Annotated in this window: 16 protein-coding genes, 3 tRNA genes and 1 pseudogene; 14 read left to right on the top strand and 6 right to left on the bottom strand. The window is 69.9% G+C overall.

Going from position 1 to position 18,284, the window contains the following annotated elements; all coding sequences use genetic code 11:
• Positions 1 to 23 precede the first annotated feature (23 nt).
• The gene (locus ABT340_RS16825) at positions 24 to 152 is read left to right on the top strand and encodes a hypothetical protein (protein WP_352011646.1); all 129 of its coding nucleotides are present in this window, start codon (positions 24 to 26) and stop codon (positions 150 to 152) included.
• Positions 153 to 242: 90 nt separating this feature from the next.
• Positions 243 to 1,343, top strand: a complete 1,101-nt coding sequence (locus tag ABT340_RS16820; protein ID WP_352011645.1) for a HesA/MoeB/ThiF family protein — start codon at positions 243 to 245, stop codon at positions 1,341 to 1,343.
• Here the strand turns inward: ABT340_RS16820 and ABT340_RS16815 are convergent.
• From ABT340_RS16815 to ABT340_RS16805, 3 genes are read right to left on the bottom strand one after another with little or no spacing between them, the layout of a single operon-like run.
• A complete protein-coding gene (locus tag ABT340_RS16815) occupies positions 1,322 to 2,323 on the bottom strand; it encodes a phosphotransferase enzyme family protein (RefSeq protein WP_352011644.1) in 1,002 nt (333 codons plus the stop codon). The genes ABT340_RS16820 and ABT340_RS16815 overlap by 22 nt on opposite strands.
• A gap of 4 nt (positions 2,324 to 2,327) precedes the next feature.
• Positions 2,328 to 2,975 carry a response regulator gene (locus ABT340_RS16810; protein ID WP_352011643.1) on the bottom strand — a complete coding sequence of 216 codons (648 nt, stop codon included), beginning with the start codon at positions 2,973 to 2,975 and terminating at the stop codon, positions 2,328 to 2,330.
• Positions 2,966 to 4,213 (bottom strand): sensor histidine kinase, encoded by a 1,248-nt coding sequence (locus ABT340_RS16805; RefSeq protein WP_352011642.1) that lies wholly within the window; start codon positions 4,211 to 4,213, stop codon positions 2,966 to 2,968. The genes ABT340_RS16810 and ABT340_RS16805 overlap by 10 nt, the downstream gene beginning before the upstream one ends.
• Positions 4,214 to 4,409: 196 nt before the next feature.
• Here ABT340_RS16805 and ABT340_RS16800 point away from each other — a divergent pair, with 196 nt between their 5' ends.
• Positions 4,410 to 5,711, top strand: a complete 1,302-nt coding sequence (locus ABT340_RS16800) for an acyltransferase family protein (RefSeq protein WP_352011641.1) — start codon at positions 4,410 to 4,412, stop codon at positions 5,709 to 5,711.
• Positions 5,712 to 5,783: 72 nt separating this feature from the next.
• Positions 5,784 to 8,276, top strand: coding sequence for a DEAD/DEAH box helicase (locus ABT340_RS16795; protein WP_352011640.1), 2,493 nt, complete (start codon positions 5,784 to 5,786; stop codon positions 8,274 to 8,276).
• An 8-nt stretch (positions 8,277 to 8,284) separates the two neighbouring features.
• On the opposite strand, the gene ABT340_RS16790 is transcribed toward ABT340_RS16795, so the two are convergent.
• Positions 8,285 to 8,662 carry an MmcQ/YjbR family DNA-binding protein gene (locus ABT340_RS16790; protein WP_352011639.1) on the bottom strand — a complete coding sequence of 126 codons (378 nt, stop codon included), beginning with the start codon at positions 8,660 to 8,662 and terminating at the stop codon, positions 8,285 to 8,287.
• A gap of 54 nt (positions 8,663 to 8,716) precedes the next feature.
• Between ABT340_RS16790 and ABT340_RS16785 the strand changes: the two genes are divergently transcribed.
• Positions 8,717 to 9,241, top strand: a complete 525-nt coding sequence (locus ABT340_RS16785) for a DUF2087 domain-containing protein (protein ID WP_352011638.1) — start codon at positions 8,717 to 8,719, stop codon at positions 9,239 to 9,241.
• 24 nt (positions 9,242 to 9,265) lie between these two features.
• Here ABT340_RS16785 and dusB read toward each other — a convergent pair whose 3' ends face one another.
• Entirely contained in the window at positions 9,266 to 10,381 is a 1,116-nt protein-coding gene (gene dusB, locus ABT340_RS16780) for a tRNA dihydrouridine synthase DusB (RefSeq protein WP_352011637.1), read from the bottom strand.
• A 237-nt stretch (positions 10,382 to 10,618) separates the two neighbouring features.
• Between dusB and ABT340_RS16775 the strand changes: the two genes are divergently transcribed.
• The 7 genes from ABT340_RS16775 (at position 10,619) to ABT340_RS16745 (ending at position 13,717) form a co-directional block, all read left to right on the top strand.
• Positions 10,619 to 10,690: transfer RNA gene (locus ABT340_RS16775), tRNA-Gly, on the top strand.
• 25 nt (positions 10,691 to 10,715) lie between these two features.
• Positions 10,716 to 10,786: transfer RNA gene (locus ABT340_RS16770), tRNA-Cys, on the top strand.
• A gap of 15 nt (positions 10,787 to 10,801) precedes the next feature.
• Positions 10,802 to 10,876, top strand: a tRNA-Val gene (locus ABT340_RS16765).
• A gap of 112 nt (positions 10,877 to 10,988) precedes the next feature.
• Positions 10,989 to 11,495: a hypothetical protein gene (locus ABT340_RS16760; protein ID WP_352011636.1), complete on the top strand. Its 507-nt coding sequence runs from the start codon at positions 10,989 to 10,991 to the stop codon at positions 11,493 to 11,495.
• A gap of 129 nt (positions 11,496 to 11,624) precedes the next feature.
• A complete protein-coding gene (locus tag ABT340_RS16755) occupies positions 11,625 to 12,167 on the top strand; it encodes an RNA 2'-phosphotransferase (protein ID WP_352011635.1) in 543 nt (180 codons plus the stop codon).
• Positions 12,164 to 12,832 carry a hypothetical protein gene (locus tag ABT340_RS16750; protein WP_352011634.1) on the top strand — a complete coding sequence of 223 codons (669 nt, stop codon included), beginning with the start codon at positions 12,164 to 12,166 and terminating at the stop codon, positions 12,830 to 12,832. Before ABT340_RS16755 ends, ABT340_RS16750 begins: the two co-directional genes overlap by 4 nt.
• 120 nt (positions 12,833 to 12,952) lie before the next feature.
• The gene (locus tag ABT340_RS16745; RefSeq protein ID WP_352011633.1) at positions 12,953 to 13,717 is read left to right on the top strand and encodes a VOC family protein; all 765 of its coding nucleotides are present in this window, start codon (positions 12,953 to 12,955) and stop codon (positions 13,715 to 13,717) included.
• A 315-nt stretch (positions 13,718 to 14,032) separates the two neighbouring features.
• Here the strand turns inward: ABT340_RS16745 and ABT340_RS16740 are convergent.
• Positions 14,033 to 14,802 (bottom strand): annotated as a pseudogene (locus ABT340_RS16740) (transposase family protein); the annotation flags it as partial.
• A gap of 926 nt (positions 14,803 to 15,728) precedes the next feature.
• Between ABT340_RS16740 and ABT340_RS16735 the strand changes: the two are divergent.
• Both ABT340_RS16735 and ABT340_RS16730 read left to right on the top strand, forming a co-directional pair.
• The gene (locus ABT340_RS16735) at positions 15,729 to 16,727 is read left to right on the top strand and encodes an LLM class flavin-dependent oxidoreductase (protein WP_352011632.1); all 999 of its coding nucleotides are present in this window, start codon (positions 15,729 to 15,731) and stop codon (positions 16,725 to 16,727) included.
• Positions 16,717 to 17,868, top strand: a complete 1,152-nt coding sequence (locus ABT340_RS16730) for an LLM class flavin-dependent oxidoreductase (protein WP_352011631.1) — start codon at positions 16,717 to 16,719, stop codon at positions 17,866 to 17,868. Before ABT340_RS16735 ends, ABT340_RS16730 begins: the two co-directional genes overlap by 11 nt.
• Positions 17,869 to 18,284: the final 416 nt, after the last annotated feature.

The raw sequence follows: 18,284 nt of genomic DNA, 5'->3' as shown, positions 1-18,284 counted from the left end.
GACCGATTCGGATGGAGTGCGTGATGGCCGGAAACGACAAGAGCCCGAGGCCCACCGCGGGTGCGGCACAGATCAAGAGAAGAATCCGCATCCGCAGGCTCGACAAGATCGAGATGGCCGGTAACGTCGCCAGCAACTCCAGTGGCAACTGACACCTAGGGTTCCGGCCGGTCCGGTGTCTCCCGAGTGACGCCGGACCGGCCCAGTGAGGTCCTCCGGGGGAGGCCGTGCGGTTACCGAGAGTGAAGAAGGAGCACACCGCCTACCGGCTGGCGGACGGCAGAATCCGGATCGGCGGCCAGGTCTACGGGGTGGCGGAGGAGATCGAGGATCCGGACGGCCTGGTGTGGGAGGCGCTGCGGGCGATGGACGGCACCCGGAGCCCCGCCGAGATCGCCGGGCTCCTGACCGGCCTGCCCGCCGCCGAGGCGGCCGAGCTGGTCGGCGAACTGATCCGCTCCGGTCACGTCGAGGACGCGGGGGCGAGCGCGCCCGAGGAGCTGTCCCCCCGCGAAAGGGAGCGCTACAGCCGCAGCCACGCCTTCTTCCGCTGGGCCGACCTCACCCCGAGAGAGCACGGCTGGGAGGCTCAGCTGCGGCTGCGCCAGGCCCGGGTCCTCCTGATCGGCCTGGGCGGCACCGGGGCGACGGCGGCACAGGCCCTGGTGGCCTCCGGCGTCGGGACCCTGCACTGCGTCGATCCCGACCTGGTCGAACTGTCGAACCTCAACCGGCAGGTCCTCTACTCCGAACGGGACGTGGGCAGGCCGAAGGCCGAGACCGCCCTGGAGCGGCTGCGCGCCCTCAACTCCGACGTGCGGATCACCGGCGAGCGGGCGCGGACCACCTCCCAGGAGGACCTGGCCCGGCTGATGGACGGCTACGACGTGGTGGCGCTGTGCGCCGACGAACCCGGCGGGCCCGGCGGGATCAGGGTGTGGACGAGCCGGGCGTGCGCGGCCGCCGGGCTGCCGTGGGTCGGCGGCGGCTACAACGGTCCCTTCGTGACGGTCGGCGTCTTCCTGCCCGGACACGGGCTCTGCTACGAGTGCGTCATCGAGGCGCAGGAACGGCACAGGAACCTCCAGACCCCGCTGCACGCCGACTCCCTTGGCCTGTCCGTCGACCTCGGCGGCCCCGGCGTCACGGCCGCCTCCGCCGGGATCTCCGGTCACCTGGTCGCCAACGCGGTCGTCAGGACCATCACCCGCGTCCCCGAGATCCACGCGAACTTCATCCACGGCGTCAACCTGATCGCGCCCGACCAGCTCGTCTTCCGCGAGTACGGCGAGGCCGGAAGGTGCGACAGCTGCCGCGGGCCTCACAGTCTCCCGGACAGGTAGCGCTCGGCCAGCTCGCAGGTTCCCTCGGTGTAGGCGGCGCCGAGTTCGGCTGCGGTCTCCACGCCGGTGTGCGTGCCGATCCAGGCGACCAGCAGCAGGCGGCGGAACATGACGAACGTCCAGACCTCCGCCTCATCCCGCGCGGGCAGGGGGGTGACGGCGCGATAGCCCCGCAGCCAGGCGTCGACCAGTTCGGGGACCCTGGGGTCGTGCTCGATGAAGCTGAGCGCCGCGGCCAGGTCGTAGAGGTACCACCCGAAACCGCAGTCGTCGAAGTCGATCACGCTGGGCTCCCCGCCACCGGTCACCAGCAGGTTGGCCAGGCGCAGATCCGCGTGGATCAGGCCGTAGCGCTCCGGGCCCCGGCCGAAGCGGCGCAGCCGTTCCCGCAGCCGCGCGTCGAGCCGCCCCAGTACGGCACGGGCCCGGTCGTCGACGCCCACCCCGTCCCGCCAGCGGCCCCAGCGCGACTCGACGCCCAGGGCCGCGTCGTGGTCCCAGTGGAAACGGGTGAACCAGGCGGGGGGCCGCCAGGCGCGCGCGTGCCGGTGCATCCGCGCGGTGAGCGCGCCCAGCCGTTCGAACCCGGCCACCAGGGCGTCGTCCTGGGGCGGTTCTGCGCCCGGCAGGAACTCGAACATCACGCAGTCGCGGGGCTGCGCGCCGGGAACGGTCAGCACCCGCCGTCCCCCGGGCGTGGGAATCACCTCGGGGGTCCTGACCCCGGCCTCACGTCTGAGCGCCTCCAGCCACGCCAGCTCCGACATGATGGCCGGGGCCGAGTGGTAGCCGAGCCGGTGCACCCGCAGGATCCGGCGTTCCCCGGTCGCCGGGTCGTCGATCCGGTAGGTGGCGTTCTCCGACACGTTGATCAGCGTGACCTCGGCGTCCGGCAGGCCGTACAGGCGGGCCGCCTCACGGGCGACGCCGTGCACCCGGGCCAGCACCGCCTCTCCGGCGGACAGGTCGTGGGCCCGCATGTTCCTAGGAGCGCAGGTAGGCCAGGACGGCCAGGACGCGGCGGTGCTGGTCGCCGTCCTCGGCGTAGAGGCCGAGCTTGGCGAAGATGCTGCGGATGTGCTTCTCGACCGCGCCGTCGCTGATCACCAGCTGACGTCCGATGGCCGGGTTCGACCTGCCCTCCGCCATCAGGCCGAGCACCTCGCGCTCTCTCGGGGTGAGCTGGGCGAGCGGGTCGTCGCGGCGGCGCCGTACCATCAGCTGCGCCACCACCTGCGGGTCGAAGACGGTGCCCCCGGTCGCGACCGCGCGCAGGCCCGCCATGAAGTCGTCGACGTCGACGACCCGGTCCTTGAGCAGATAGCCGACCGCGCCCCTGGCGTCGGCGAGCAGGTCGTCGGCATAGGAGACCTCCACGTACTGGGACAGGATCAGCACCGGCGCGCCCGGCACCCGCCTGCGCGCCTCGACGGCCGCCCGCAGGCCCTCGTCGGTGAAGCTCGGAGGCATCCTGACGTCCACGACCGAGACGTCGGGCCTGTGCTCGGCGACGGCCTCGATCAGCCGGTCACCGTCGCCGACGGCCGCCACCACCTCGCATCCGAACTCCTCAAGCAGCCTGATCAGGCCCTCCCTGATCAGGACTGCGTCGTCGGCCACGACTACCCGCACGGAACCTCCGCCACGATCACCGTCGGCCCGCCCAGCGGTGAGTCGACCGCGAGTGTCCCGTCGACCGCCTTGAGACGGTCGGTCAGGCCGGACAGGCCATGTCCCTTGGCGGTGTGCGCACCGCCGACCCCATCATCCCCGATGGTCAGCATGAGGACGCCACCGGCCTTGCTCAGCGTCACCGTGCAGACGTTCGCGTGGCTGTGCTTGGCCACGTTGGTCAGGGACTCGGCGACCACGAAGTAGACGGTGTTCTCGATGGCGGCGGCGAAGCGGCCGGTGATCTGGATGTCGAGCTCGACCGGGATCGTGCAGCGGCCGGCCAGCGCGGCGAGGGCGGGGGCCAGTCCCCGGTCGGTGAGGATGGGGGGCGCGATGCCCCGGGAGAGGGCCCGCAGCTCGTCCAGGGTCTCCCTGGTCGAGGTGATGGCCTGGCTGAGCATCTCCTCGACCGCCTGCGGGTCGCGCTTGAGCTGGCGCTGGGCTCGGGACAGGTCCATGGCCAGGGAGACCAGGCGCTGCTGCGGCCCGTCGTGGATGTCGCGTTCGAGACGGCGCAGCGCGTTCGCCTCGGCGGAGACCGCGGCCGCCCGGCCCTGGGCCAGGTCGTCGATGCGCTCGTGCAGTTCGGCGACGCCGGTCAGCATGGCGCGGCCGAGGCCCGCCCGCACCAGCGCGGCGCCGTGCAGCATCAACGGCAGGGTGACGGCGAACAGCACCCCGATGGCGGTGTTGAACGCCACCTCGACCACGGCGCTGTCGCCGAACCCGAGCAGTTCGGCGAGTCCGTGGTTGTCCGGCATCCTGGCGATGGCCCATCCGTAGATCGGGTAGGTCAGCCCCAGGATCGTGCCCGCCCACCAGACGACCGCGACGACGAAGGTCAGGATGGCCAGCGGGAGGGACACGATGCCGTAGAGCAGGTCGAGCCACGACTGCCCGCTGGTCAGCGGGTTCACCATGCGGCGGAACGCTCCGGCGCGCTCCGGTGCCGGCCGGTAGCGCGGCCTGGGCACGGGACGGCCGAGTATCTCGGGCAGCATCCGCCGCTCCACATCGGCCATGCCACGCGCCATCATGAGCGTTCCCGCCAGAATCGGCAGACCGACCCAGACGACCACCGTTCCGACGCCCGCGGAGAAACCCACCACCGCCAGGACGAAGAAGACGAGGGAAAGCGGGAACCCGGCGATCAGATATCGGGTGTCGGAGCCGATGCGGCGCAAGACGGTTCTCATGCCGCCAACCGTATGAGCGCCGTAGCGGTCCTTCGACCCTGCGTGCCGGTGTCAAGGGGTGGGGTTTTCCCTACCCCGGGCAGGGGGGTGACGGCGAGGTCAAGACGGATGCGTGCGTTACTGCGCCGGCACGGGGCCGCGCGGGAGGGTCGTCTCACCGGCCCCTCCCCGAGTTCTCCCGAGAATCGAGACCCCCGTGACCCTCATCGCCCCCCGTTCGACGGCCCGCTCCGCACCGCCTCCTCCGGGACGTGACCCTTTTCTGGACGTTCTGCGTGTGTTCGGCATGGCCCTGGTCGTGCTCCAGCACTGGAGCATGCCGGTGCTCTCGTTCGCCGAGGGCCGGATCACCACGGGGAACGCGCTGGCGACGGGCTGGGCGTGGGCGATCACCTGGATCAGCCAGGTGATGCCGCTGGTGTTCTTCGCCGGGGGCGCGGCCAACGCGATCAGCTGGCGCGCGGCCGTACGGCGTGGGGAGACGATCCCGGTCTGGCTGGCGGCGCGGCTGCGCAGGCTGGCCCTGCCCGTTGTGCCGCTGGCCGCGGTCTGGATCCCGCTGCCGCACCTGCTGCTCGCCCTGGGCGTTCCGCAGCAGCCGGTGGTCACGGCCGCGCGGCTGGCCGGGCAGTTGCTGTGGTTCCTGGCGGTCTACCTGGTCGTGGTCGCGCTGACCCCGCGGATGCTCAGGCTCAACATGGTGTACGGCTGGCGCGTGCCCGTGGCCCTGTCCGCCGGGGCCGTGGTGGCCGACGTCGCGCGTTTCACCAGCGGGCTTGAGGTGATCGGGTTCGTCAACGTCGGACTGGTCTGGCTGGCCGTGCACCAGCTCGGTTTCCTCTACGCCGACGGACGCCTTGGCCGCCCCTGGCTGCTGGCACTCGCCGGGTACGGCACGGCGGCCGCCCTGGTGGCCTTCGGCCCGTATCCGGGCAGCATGATCGGGATGCCGGGGGCGGCCGTCTCGAACATGGCGCCGCCGACGATCGCGCTGCTGGCGGTCGGTGTCGGCCAGATCGGGCTCGCCGCCGCGCTGCGCCCGTGGATCACGGAGTTCGCGGGATGGCCCGGGGTCGCCAGGGCACTGCGCTGGGCCGGTTCCAGGATGATGACCGTCTACCTGTGGCACATGAGCGCGTTGTTCGTGGTGACCGCGGTGGTCGTGGTGGGTCTCGGTGTCTCGACGCCGGAGCCGGGGACGTCCGCGTGGCTGTCCGGATGGCCGCACTGGCTGCTCGTGCTCGTCCTGGCGCTGTGGCCGCTGCTGCGGGGGTTCGCCAGGTTCGAGGCGGCGGGCGCGGCCTCGCCGTACCGGGGCGGGACGGCCAGGATCGTGGTGGCCGGGGCGCTGACCGGGGCGGGACTGCTGATCTTCACCGTGATGGGCTTCGTTCCCGGGCCGGTGCCGATGGTGGGGGCGGGCATGCTGGTGACGGGCCTGTTGCTCGGCCACTCCCCGGTTTCAACACCCCGTCAAATCCCGATTTATCGTGATTAAGTGGGGCGGTTCCGGCGCGTGGTGGCCGCCGGGCCGGTCCGACCACCTCCAGTTCTTCGGCAGTATTGAACCGTGAGCCTTGTAGATCGCCTGCCAGAAGAGATCGACGCCGACCCCGACACCATCTTCGACGCCTTCGTCGAGTGGAACGCCGAGCGTGGGCTCACCCTCTATCCCGCCCAGGAGGAGGCGCTGATAGAGGTCGTCTCGGGCAACAACCTGATCCTGTCGACCCCGACCGGCTCGGGAAAGAGCCTGGTCGCGGCCGGAGCGCACTTCGTCGCGCTCACCCGGGACGTGCGCACCTTCTACACCGCGCCGATCAAGGCCCTGGTCTCGGAGAAGTTCTTCGACCTGTGCGCGATCTTCGGCACCGAGAACGTCGGCATGATGACCGGGGACGCCAGCGTGAACCCCGGCGCCCCCGTCATCTGCTGCACCGCGGAGATCCTCGCCAACGTCGCGCTGCGCGACGGCGCCCAGGCCGACATCGGCCAGGTCGTGATGGACGAGTTCCACTTCTACGCCGAACCCGACCGGGGCTGGGCCTGGCAGGTGCCGCTGATCGAACTGCCGAACGTGCAGTTCATCCTGATGTCGGCGACGCTGGGCGACGTCACCAGGTTCGAGGCCGACCTCACCCGCCGCACCGGCAGGCCGACCGCGGTCGTCAAGCACGCCGAGCGCCCGGTGCCCCTGGTCTACTCCTACCGGCTCACCCCCCTCCACGAGACCCTGGAGGAGATGCTCACCACCAACCAGTACCCGGTCTACGTCGTCCACTTCACCCAGGCCGCGGCCATGGAGCGGGCACAGGCCCTGATGAGCATCAACATGTCGACCAAGGCGGAGAAGGAGGCCATCTCCGCCATGATCGGCAACTTCCGGTTCACCACGCGCTTCGGCCGCGCCCTGTCCCGTCTCGTACGGCACGGCATCGGCGTGCACCACGCGGGAATGCTGCCCAAGTACCGCAGACTGGTCGAACGGCTCGCCCAGGCGGGCCTGCTGAAGGTCATCTGCGGCACCGACACCCTCGGCGTCGGCGTCAACGTGCCGATCAGGACGGTGCTGTTCACCGCGCTGAGCAAATACGACGGCAACAAGGTACGGCGGCTGCGCGCCCGCGAGTTCCACCAGATCGCCGGACGCGCGGGCCGGGCGGGCTTCGACACCATCGGCTACGTCGCCTGCCAGGCCCCGGAACACGTCATCGAGAACGAACGGGCCCTGGCCAAGATCGGCGACGACCCCAAGCGGCGGCGCGGCTACTCCCGCAAGAAGCCGCCGGAGGGCTTCGTCGGCTGGAGCGAGGAGACCTTCGAGAAGCTGCAGACCGCCGAACCCGAACCGCTGACCTCCCGGTTCAAGGTCAGCAACGCGATGCTCCTGGCGGTGATCAACCGGCCGGGCGACTGCTACGCCGCGATGAAACACCTGCTCACCGACAACCACGAGGACCGCAAACTGCAGCGGCGGCACATCAGCCAGGCCATCGCGATCTACCGCTCCCTGCTGGCCGGCGGCGTGGTCGAGAAGCTTCCCGAGGCCGACGAACAGGGCAGGATGGCCCGGCTCACCGTCGACCTGCAGGAGGACTTCGCACTCAACCAGGCGCTGTCCACCTTCGCCCTCGCCAGCCTCGAACTGCTGGACATGGAGTCGCCCTCCTACGCCCTGGACATGGTCTCGATCATCGAGTCCATCCTCGACGACCCGAGGCAGATCCTGTCCGCCCAGCTCAACAAGGCCAGGGGGGAGGCCGTCGCGCAGATGAAGGCCGACGGCGTCGAGTACGAGGAGCGGATGGAGCTCCTCAACGAGGTCACCTACCCGATGCCGCTCGCCGACCTGCTGCTGGGCGCCTACGAGACCTACCGCCGCGGTCACCCCTGGGTCGGCGACTACACCGTCAGCCCGAAGTCGGTCGTCAGGGACATGTACGAACGGGCGATGACCTTCGCCGACTACGTCCAGTTCTACGAGCTGGCCAGGTCGGAGGGCACCGTACTGCGCTATCTCGCCGACGCCTACCGCACCCTGTCACGGACCATCCCCGAGCACCTCAAGACCGAGGACCTCATCGACCTCATCGAATGGCTCGGCGAACTGGTCCGGCAGGTCGACTCCAGCCTCCTGGACGAGTGGGAGCAGCTGCAGAACCCCTCCGGCGAGATCGAGGCGCCCTCCCTTGAGGAGAAGACCAAGCCCGTCACCGCCAACAGCCGCGCCTTCCGGGTGCTGGTGCGCAACGCGATGTTCCGGCTGGTCGAGCTGGCCGCCGTGGAGAGGGAGGAGGAACTGGCCGAGCTGGCCCCCGACGTCGACTGGGGAGCCGCGCTCGACGCCTACTACGACGACCACGACGAGATCGGCACCGGCCCCGACGCCCGTGGCCCCGGCCTGCTCCGCATCGAGGAGGAGAAGGAGTTCTGGCGGGTCCGCCAGGTCATCGCCGACCCGGCGGGCGACGGCGACTGGGGCATCGACGCCCAGGTCGACCTGGGCGCCTCCGACGAGGAGGGCCGCGCTGTCGTGCATGTGATCGGCCTGAATCGGTTGTAACGGGGTTTTCAGTCGTCCACCAGGTCCGGGGACAGGGGGACCAGACCCAGGCGGCGCTCGTGGTCGGCGGCCAGGGAGCGGGGAGCGGTCAGGCACCACGCCTCGGTGACCACCTCGGTCAGCTCCTCGGGGTCGGCCAGCGACAGGCGGATCTCGACCCAGCCGAACTGGCCGCTGGTCCACGACCGGCCGTAGACCTCCGGACTCTCGCCGACCATCGCCGCCTGCTCGGCCAGGGTCGCCTTGAGCTGCGCGCTCTGCTTGGCCTCCGACAGGTAGCCGAAGCCCTTGCCCCTCACCCTGAGCCCGACCCACTCCTCACTGTGCTGGACCAGCTCGACCTCCGGCAGCGAGGACGCGATCCGCAGGAACTCATCAGGGCTCACTCCGCGACTGTGCATGGTGCAGAACTACCAGAGGGGACCGACAAGAATGGTGGCATGAGCGACGAGGCGATCAGGCAGGTGCTCGGCCTGCTCTACCAGGAGGACACGCTGCGAGTGTTCTCCACCCTGGTCCTGGGAGGCGCCCCCGAGGAGGCCGGGCCCGACAGGCAGGTCGTGCGGCGGGCGCTGGACAGGCTGGAGCGTGGCGGGCTTGCCGTACGGGACGAGAAGGGGAACTGGGAGGCGCGGCGGGAACGGTTCCGTGAGCTGCTGCACGCCTCGGCCAAGCCCGCCGAGCCCGCGGTCTCGGCTGAGGAGAGGATTCTGCGGTCCTTCCTCGTCGAGGGACGGCTCCGGGCGATCCCCAGCAAACGGGACAAGCAGCTGGTCGTGCTGAACTACATCGTCCAGGTCTTCGAACCCGGGGTCCGCTACCCGGAGAAGGACGTGGACGTCACGCTGCGCGCCTTCCACGACGACTACGCGGCGCTGCGCCGCTATCTGGTGGACGAGGGGCTGCTGAGCCGGGAGAACAACGTCTACTGGCGCAGCGGCGGCCCGGTCGACACGGTCGGCTGACCGGGCCTGGGCCGTGGGCTCCGGTCAGCCGCCCGAGACCTCCAGCTCGGCGTCCGGGACGACGATCTCGTAGGGGTCGTCCAACCAGCCGGCGGGCAGGTGGACGCGCTCACGCGGATGGGTCTTGCCGCGCGGGGTGTCGGCGCCCTCGGGCCAGGACTGGCCGGGGTCCAACTCGGCCAGCCCCCGCCTGAGATCGTCCAGGGTCTCCGCGGTGGCCAGGCGGCGGCGCAGGTCGGCGCCGACCACGAAGCCCTTGAGGTACCAGCCGACGTGTTTGCGGAAGTCGGCGACGGCGTGCTGCTCGCTGCCGAAGCACTCGGTGAGCAGCGTCGCGTGCCGGTCCATCGTCGCGGCGACCTGTCCCAGCGTCGGCCTGGCCACCTCGGCGCCACCGGCGCACGCCGCCGCCAGGTCGGCGAACAGCCAGGGGCGCCCCAGACAGCCCCGGCCGACGACGACACCGTCGCAGCCCGTCCGCGCCATCATCCGCATCGCGTCCTCGGCGCTCCAGATGTCGCCGTTGCCGAGCACCGGGATCTCGGTCACCGCCTCCTTCAGCCGCGCGATGGAGTCCCAGTCGGCCGTGCCGCCGTAGTGCTGCACCGCCGTACGGCCGTGCAGGGCGACCGCGGCGATCCCCTCCTCGACGGCGATGCGCCCGGCGTCCAGGTAGGTGAGGTGGTCGTCGTCGATGCCCTTGCGCATCTTCATCGTCACCGGCAGCGTCCCCGCGTTGCGCACGGCCTCACGCAGAATGGCCCGCAGCAGGTTCCGCTTGTACGGCAGCGCCGACCCGCCGCCTCGCCGGGTCACCTTGGGCACCGGGCAGCCGAAGTTGAGGTCGACGTGGTCGGCCAGGTCCTCCTCCGCGACCATGCGGACCGCCCTGCCCACGGTCGCCGGATCGACCCCGTAGAGCTGGAGGCTGCGCGGGCTCTCGCCGGGGCCGAAGCGGATCATCTTGAGCGTCTTGGCGTTGCGCTCGACCAGCGCCCTGGTGGTGATCATCTCGCAGACGAACAGCCCCCCGCCCTGCTCCCGGCACAGCGTGCGGAACGGCGCGTTGGTGATGCCCGCCATGGGGGCGAGGACCACCGGAGGCCAGACCTCGAGCGACCCCAGTTTCAACGACTCCACCTGGTGTTTCTACCGCACTGAGCCCGATGGGACGAATTCCGCCTGGACGGGGTGGACCCACGCCGACAGTCGCCGACGGTGGAGGACAGGACGCTCCTGCGGCCACGGATCACCTGCCCGCCGTCGAACGTGGTTTCGCCGCGTCTCCGCGGCCCCGGCTGACCGCGGTTACGCAAGCACTCGGAAAACCCGCTAGAGTTCTCTCGTTGCCGCAGGGAAAACACCCGGCGAAAACACGCGGAAGTGGCTCAGTGGTAGAGCATCACCTTGCCAAGGTGAGGGTCGCGGGTTCGAATCCCGTCTTCCGCTCGAAGGGTCTTCGGGCTCTCACTCCGGTGGAGTGGCCGAGAGGCGAGGCAACGGCCTGCAAAGCCGTGTACACGGGTTCAAATCCCGTCTCCACCTCTGGTTCTTCAACGAGGACGATTAGCTCAGCGGGAGAGCGCTTCCCTGACACGGAAGAGGTCACAGGTTCAATCCCTGTATCGTCCACCAGAATTCACCGCCAGGCCCGGCCTGGTCGACGGACAGACGAAGCTCCAGCTCACGGCGCGCGCCGAGAGTCTGGGGCTTTTGTCGTTTCCGGCCGATCCCCTCGCCGGTACCGATGTTCGTCCCGTCGCCCGGCTCTCCTCCCACGAAGGACTGCGACGATCCGGAGATCAAGGCCTGGCTGCTGCGGTACGGCTTCCGCAACGACATCATGAACGAGTACCTGGCCCACCTCGCGGCCACGACCGGTGACCTGTACTCGGCACTCCTCGAAGCGGAGGTCGACGACGCCCTGCTCGACGGCGCGGGGGACATACTGACCGCCCTGGCACAGGGTGGGCCGGCCGAGGACATGGACGACTACCCCGACGCCCTGCCCGTCATTCGCCGCTTCGCCGAGCTCCTCGCCACCCGGCAGGCCACTCTCGGCAGGCTGAACAGCCTGCTCAGCGTCCTGGCCTTCCTCCGCAGGTCTCCGGGCGACGCCCCCTGGGCCGCCCTGTCCGCCTGGCCCGAGGAGGCCGTACCCGATCAGGCCCGGGACTGGGTACGGCGGGCCTCGGCCGTCGAGCCGGACGAGGGCACCCGCACCGAGATGCTCGCCTTCCTCCGGGACCGGTGACCGGACGAACGCCGGGGCGGGCGAGCGCGAAAACGTGTTGGCCCGCCCCGCGCGGACGCGTGAGAATCCATGGGAAACGGTGGAGGCCGCCCGCCCGGAGCACGGGTGCGGCGTCCTGGAAAGGCTGTGATGGACGAACGGCGGACGGTGCGGATCTCCAAGTATCTCGCCAAGCACCTGCGGCACCGGCCCGAGCGGATCGGGATCACCCTCGACGCCGGTGGCTGGGTCGAGGTCGACACGCTCCTGACGGCCGCCGCCGCGCACGGCTTCCCCTTCTCCCCGGCCGAGCTGGAACAGGTCGTCGCCGACAACGACAAGCGGAGATACGTCATCGAGGACGGCCGCATCCGGGCCAACCAGGGCCACTCCGTCGCCGTCGACCTCGGCCTTCCCGTGGCGGAGCCGCCCGCGACCCTCTACCACGGCACGGTCGCGCGCAACCTGGCCGCGATCCGCGCCGAGGGGTTGCGGCCGATGAACCGCCACCACGTGCACCTCTCCCCCGACCGGGAGACCGCGACCCGGGTCGGATCCCGCAGGGGTGTCCCGGTCGTCCTCGTCGTGGACGCCGCGGCGATGCGGGCCGCGGGTCACGAGTTCCGGATCAGTGCCAACGGCGTCTGGCTCACCGACCACGTTCCCCCGTCGTTCCTGCGCCTTCCCGGATGACGCGCTCTTCCCGGACGGGACAGCGGATGCGGATCAGCCGGGTACGGCTCGGCCGCGACGAGTACCGGGTGCTGTGGCCCGACCGGCCACCACGACGGGCCTTCCTCTTCGACGACGGAGGCTGGGCCCTGGCCATGTATGTGGACCGTGAGGCGGCGGCCGTACTGGCCATGGCGTGGGGGCTGGCCGCGCGTTCCCGTCACTCGCTGGTCCACCTGCCCATGCGGGCCAACCTCCCGCCGGAGGAACCGGCTTCTGACTCCGGTGTGGAGCCCCTGGACCTGGTGCTCGTCCACCACTCCATGCGGTTCCCCCCGTCGCGCTGGCCCGCCGTACGGGCCAGGCTGGGAACGGGACGTCCGCACACCGTGTCGCCTCCCGGGGACGTCTTCCCCGACGCGGACACGATCGACCACGACCGGGTCGCCCACCGGGAGTATCACGACCACCTCCACTTCGCCGTGGCCGCCAGGACGCTTTTCGTCGTCGGCGGTCCAGAGGCGTTCCTGCGCACGGGCGCCACCATGATCCGTCCGCTGGTCACCGAGGCCCCCGCCCACCTGGCGGAGCGGCCGGACGGCCACTTCTGCGCGGAGATCGACTTCGGCCGGCGGAGACGTTCGGGCAGATTGCACGTCGAATATCGGCCGACCTGGGCCCTCTGATCGCGCGCCGGGAATTGTCGGTCGCCCCTGCGATGCTGTGCGCGATCCGAAGGGGGCGCCTTCCCGCAGTGGTGGTCTCCGGAGGACACGTCCTTGATCCTCCTCCTCAGGAAGCACGCCATGATCACCACTGACCACGTCCCCGGCGCCCCCGGCTGGATCGACCTGGGTTCGCCCGACGTCGCGGCCTCGGCCGCCTTCTACGGCTCCCTGTTCGGCTGGAGTTTCCAGGCCGCCGGTCCCGAGGCCGGAGACTACGGTTTCCTCCAGCTCGACGGCAGGACCGTCGCCGCAGTCGGACCGCTCGACGCGGGGGCGATCTCCGCCTGGACCCTCTACTTCGGCACCGACGACGCCGATGCCACGGCCAAGGCCGTCGAGCAGGCGGGCGGCACGGTGCGCTTCGGTCCCCACGACGTCTTCGGCGAGGGCCGGATGGCCGGTTTCACCGACCCCGAGGGGGCCGAGTTCGCCGTCTGGCAGCCCGTCGCGACCACGGGTTTCGACCTGGCCACCGTCCCCGGCTCCCTGACCTGGACCGAACTGTACGTCCCGAACCCCGACGTCGCCCGCTCCTTCTACCAGGCGGTCTTCGGATGGCGGGCCCAGGAGACTCCGTTCGGCGACATGACCTACGTCGTGGTCTCCCCCGCCGAGGGGGAGAACGCCGACCAGGGCGGGCTCATGCCGCTTCAGGAGGGTGGCAGGCCGCACTGGCTGCCCTACTTCGAAGTCGCCTCCTGTGAGGCGACCGTGGCCCTGGCCGAGCAGCTCGGCGGGGCCGTCCACGTGCCCGCCTCGGACGTGCCCGGCGTCGGCTGCTTCGCCGTGCTCGCCGACCACCACGGCGCCCTGTTCGCCGTCATCACCAGCACCACCGCCTGAGGCCCCCGAACCGCCCGGCCGTTTCACCGGACGGCCGGGCTCCGGGCTGCTTTCGACCAGGACAGAGCCTTGGCACACAGCCGTTCGCCGGGGGGGACGGCCCAATGACGGTCGGAGAAGAGGTCAGGAGCCAGACGAGGGCTCCGGCGTACCGTTCGGCCAGACGCAGTATGAGGTGACTCCCAGGCTCAGCACCGTGTTGTCTTCGGGACCGGTGGGAGACAAGGAGAGCAAGAAGTCATCAGGTTTGGAACGTCCTGAGATGTTGAGACCGTTCGCCGAAGCCACCTTAATGAACCCGTTTCGTCCTCGGGCGGCCTGAGCGATGCGATGGTTCTGAAGAACAGCGATGGCCTTGACGAGGTGACCGGCCTTGCTGGGGCTGCAGCGCGGCTTCCGGAGGATTCTCCATGACGTGAGCTGCGTGTTCGCGCGCTCGCCGGGCCCACAAAGCTTGGCATGCGATCGGTTGGCCCGCTTCTGGGGCTCCGGCTTGTTCTTGCCCTTGTACGGGGTGATGACGACGGAGCCCCCGATCCCTTGGTAATCCTTGTCGGCCGGGGTGAGGATCCCCGCCTTCTCCGCTTCGCGCGGAATGCCCCATGCTCTGGCGGCGGTCAGGTCGTGGGTCTTGCCCGACATCGCGCCGGACGTCCACAGGATCGTCCCATCCGGACCTGCGATGACCTGCACGTTCATCCCGTGCACCCGATGCCTGCCTGAGAAGTGGGGCGGTCGGCCCGAACGCGGCCGGTGGGGATGAGCGTCCCGTCCAGGATCATGTGGGTCAGCCCGGCTTTCTCCGCCTTCCGCAACGCCGGTGTGAGCTTGGGTGAGCGGGCTGACAGCAGCGTGACGGTCTCCTCCACGTACCGCCAGGCCGTCGTCGCCGACACCCCGAAGCCGGCGCCGATCTCGGTGAACGTCTCGTCCTTGCGCGGATAGACCAGCACCAGCAGGGCCTGCCGGCCGGGGTTGAGCAGCCGCCACGTCGATCCGATCGCCTTGCGACGACGGCGGATCAGCCCGGCAACGTAGTTCAGCGTTGAACGCGACAAATCAACGGCAGCGCGATAGAACAGCACGCAGAGACCTCTGGTTCGGACGCGGTGATTGTGGTGATCAACCCGCCTAACAGGGGTTTCTCTATGTCACACGCCGAATCCGCAACTCGCGATCATGCTGTGACCAGCGGCCCAGCGCCAGAAGATGAAAAAGGCTCACTAAACCGATAATTCATCTCACAAGCCTCATTATCCATCTCGGCGGAGATCTGGAAATCCCCAGACGTATACGACCGACGAGAAGAACGGATGGATTCGTTCGCGGCACCCCGCAGGTGGAATCGTCACCTTATTGACGTTCGCGGCCCGCCACGAGGGTCCCGAAGGCCCGCGTGAGCGCCAGGCCGTAGCCGTACTCGACAGCCGAGATCACCTCGGTCACGAGGGCCGGGGAGCGCGCCGGTCCCCAGAGCCACGGAAGGGCGACCGGCGGGCCCGGTAGGACGCGGTGGAGAAAGTCGATTTCGCCCTGTCCGTAAAGCCTGCGGGACTTCGAGGACATCTGCCGCGGAGCGCGCGCGCCGGAATCGCGGGGCCTGCCGCCGCGCCGTCGTCATGCCCCGCCGGGAGCCCGTGACGCGGACCGACGCCGTGGAGGTTCGCCCTGGCGGCGGCGCGTGGCGGGTGACCCTGAAGGCTTCGGCAGTGAACAGGGGTACCTGAAGCCTCACAACCGCCATCTTTTGTGGGAAATATCGGACTCTTCGTGGATTTTGTGAGTTTTTATCTTACGATCACTGTCTGGGGACCCCTGCCCGGCGGCGGGAAAAGTGAGCCCTCCTCGCCGGGCGCAGCACCGAAACACGTTTCCGCAGGACTGAAACCTGAAGTCCCTACGCAGAAAGGATTTCGATGACTGTTCGTTCCGGTATGCACCGGAGTGACGCACTTACGTCCCCTTTCGCCGCTCCGAGGTTTTCCGTGGCGATTCAGCAGGGGGCTCGCACGTGAGACCCGAGTTCCATCTGACCCTGCCCGCAGAGGACGGCACGAGCACCTTTCCCACGTTGCCGGGGTTCGTCACCGACGTACGGCCCAGCGCGGCGGGGCCGTACGAGCGGTTGGCCAGGATCGGCAGGGCGGCCGAGCTGGCCGGGCTGGGCGGGGTACTGGCGCCCTTCGACCCCGCGGGACAGGACTCGCTGATCGTGGCCGGAGGGCTGCTGCGCGGTTCCCGGCACATGCGGGTCTCGGCGGAGTTCCACGCGGGAATCGCGACCCCGGTGTACGCGGCCAAACTGTCGGCGTCGCTGCAACGCTTCTCCGGCGACCGTCTCGACTGGCGGCTGGCCGTCGACCTCGACCCCCGGGTGGCCCGCTCCCAGGGCGACTTCGTCGAGGGCACGGAACGTTACGCCCGCGCCGAGGAGTTCCTCACCGTGGCCAGGGGGGTGTGGCACGAGGAGGACTACGGTTTCGCCGGGCGTTTCTACGAGGTGCTCGGCGGAGGCCTGCTGTTCCCTCTCTCCGGCCGGGAGTTCCCCCGCGTCCAGCTCTCCGGCACCTCCGCCGAGGCGATGTCACTGTCCGCCCGCCACGCCGACCTGCACGTCTTCGGCCCCGAGGACGACCTGGACCCCGCGATCGCCGAACTGCAGGCGCTCGCCGCCCAGTTCGGCCGCGACCTGGCGTACGGCCTGCGCCTGCCTGTGCTGGCCAGGGAGGACGACGACGAGGCGCGCAGGGACGCCCTGCGGCTGTGGCTCCTGCGCTCGGGAACACGGGAGACCTTCCCCGAGCCGGAACGCGGTACGAGACTGTGGCACGGCTTCGGGGGTGCCGGCCTGGTCGGGTCCTACGAGAACGTCGCCGCGGCGATCCGCGGCTACCTCGACAGGGGTGTCTCCGCGTTCTTTCTGGAGGTGGAACCGCACCTGGAGGAGACCTACCGGCTGGGAGAACACCTGCTCCCGCTGTTGGCTAAGGAGATCCATAATGCCGGTTGACTTCTACTGGCGAATGGCCATGGAGGGCGACCAGCCGTCGCTGCGCAGGAAGGGGACCGCGAGCCGGGGCGGTTTCGCCCCCGGCGCGGTCGGCGGGCTGGCGCCCGGCCTCAGGCACGGCAAGCCCGACGGCTACAGTCACGTCGACTATCTGGCGGAGGTGGCCAAGGCGACGGAGGCGTCCGGTTTCGTCGGGGCGTTGCTGCCCTCCTTCCCGCACACCGACGACCCGTGGGCCGCCGCGGCGGCGCTCGCCAGGGAGACCAGCACCTACCGGTTCATGATCGCCTTCCAGCCCGGGTTCCTGCACCCGGTTCAGGCGGCGCGGATGACGGCGAGCCTGCAGCTGGCCACCGGCGGGCGGGCGGTCTACAACGTCATCTCGGGCGGTGGCGGCCCGCAGCAGCTGTGGTGGGGGGACAGGGTCGAGCACGACGACCGCTACGCCCGCACCTCGGAGTTCCTCGACGTGCTCAGGGGGGTCTGGTACGCCGCCGACCACTCCTACGACCACGAGGGCCGCTTCTACCGGGTGCGGGGTGGCGGCCTGCCCCCGGCGCTGGCCGGGCAGCCGTTCCCCGAGGTCTTCTTCACCGGCTCGTCGAAGGCGGCGATCGCCGCGGCGGGCAGGCACGCCGACTACTACCTTTCCTGGCTGGAGCCCCCGGCCGCGCTGGCCGCCAAGTTCGAGCAGGTGCGTGAGCACAGTGTGGGCGTCGGCCGTGCCCCGAGGTTCGCCGTACGGCTCGACGTGCTGGCCAGGGAGACCGAGGAGGAGGCCTGGCAGGAGGTCGAGCGCGGCTGGTCGCGGCCCGGCCCCGCCGCGACCCCGGCCTACGTCGGGCTGGGCGACTCCGTCGGCTGGCAGCGGGGTCAGGACATGGGCTCCGGCGGGAACGGCGCGCGGGGCGGTTACCGCGCGCTTGAGATCTCACCCAACGTGTGGGGCGGGTTCCACGTGCTGCGCGCGGGCCCCGCCTTCGGGCTGGTCGGTGACTACCGGCAGGTGGCGGCGCGGCTCGACGAGCTGATCGGGCTCGGCGTCGAGGCGTTCGTCCTGGGCGGGGTGCCTCACCTTGAGGAGGCCTACCGGGTCGGGGCGCACGTCCTGCCGCTGCTGCGCGGCGCCGCCGTACGATAGCCCGGAAGGTGTGACCGGGGCGGGGGCCCTGGTCCTCCGGCGCCGGGGAAGATCCCAATCCCCTACGCCCGGAAATATCGGTTCGCCTCTCCCTTTAATTAACCCCGCCTTTCTAAAGTATGAACAAATAATTGCCACGATGATCGACGGGGCATCGTGGACCCACGAGGGCGGCAAGGCGCGGGAGTTTCTCGTCACACACAACGGGAAGAACAGCGGCCGACAATCGGGTTAACTTCCGGGAAAGCCTTCGGACCTGCGACAACGCCACTCGGCACACATCCTGGACCACGCACGGAAAGTGGCAGGAATCACACTCCCCGTACGGCCTCGCACCCCGTGATCGCTTTGACCTGGGGAAGTCGTGGCCCCCCATTGACCAGCCATAACGCCAAAAGACCGAAAATGTCTGAATA

This window comes from Streptosporangium sp. NPDC000239 (assembly GCF_040300765.1).
Lineage (GTDB): Bacteria > Actinomycetota > Actinomycetes > Streptosporangiales > Streptosporangiaceae > Streptosporangium.
Note: the sequence above shows the minus strand (reverse complement) of the source record. Positions and strands in the feature narration are given on the sequence as shown.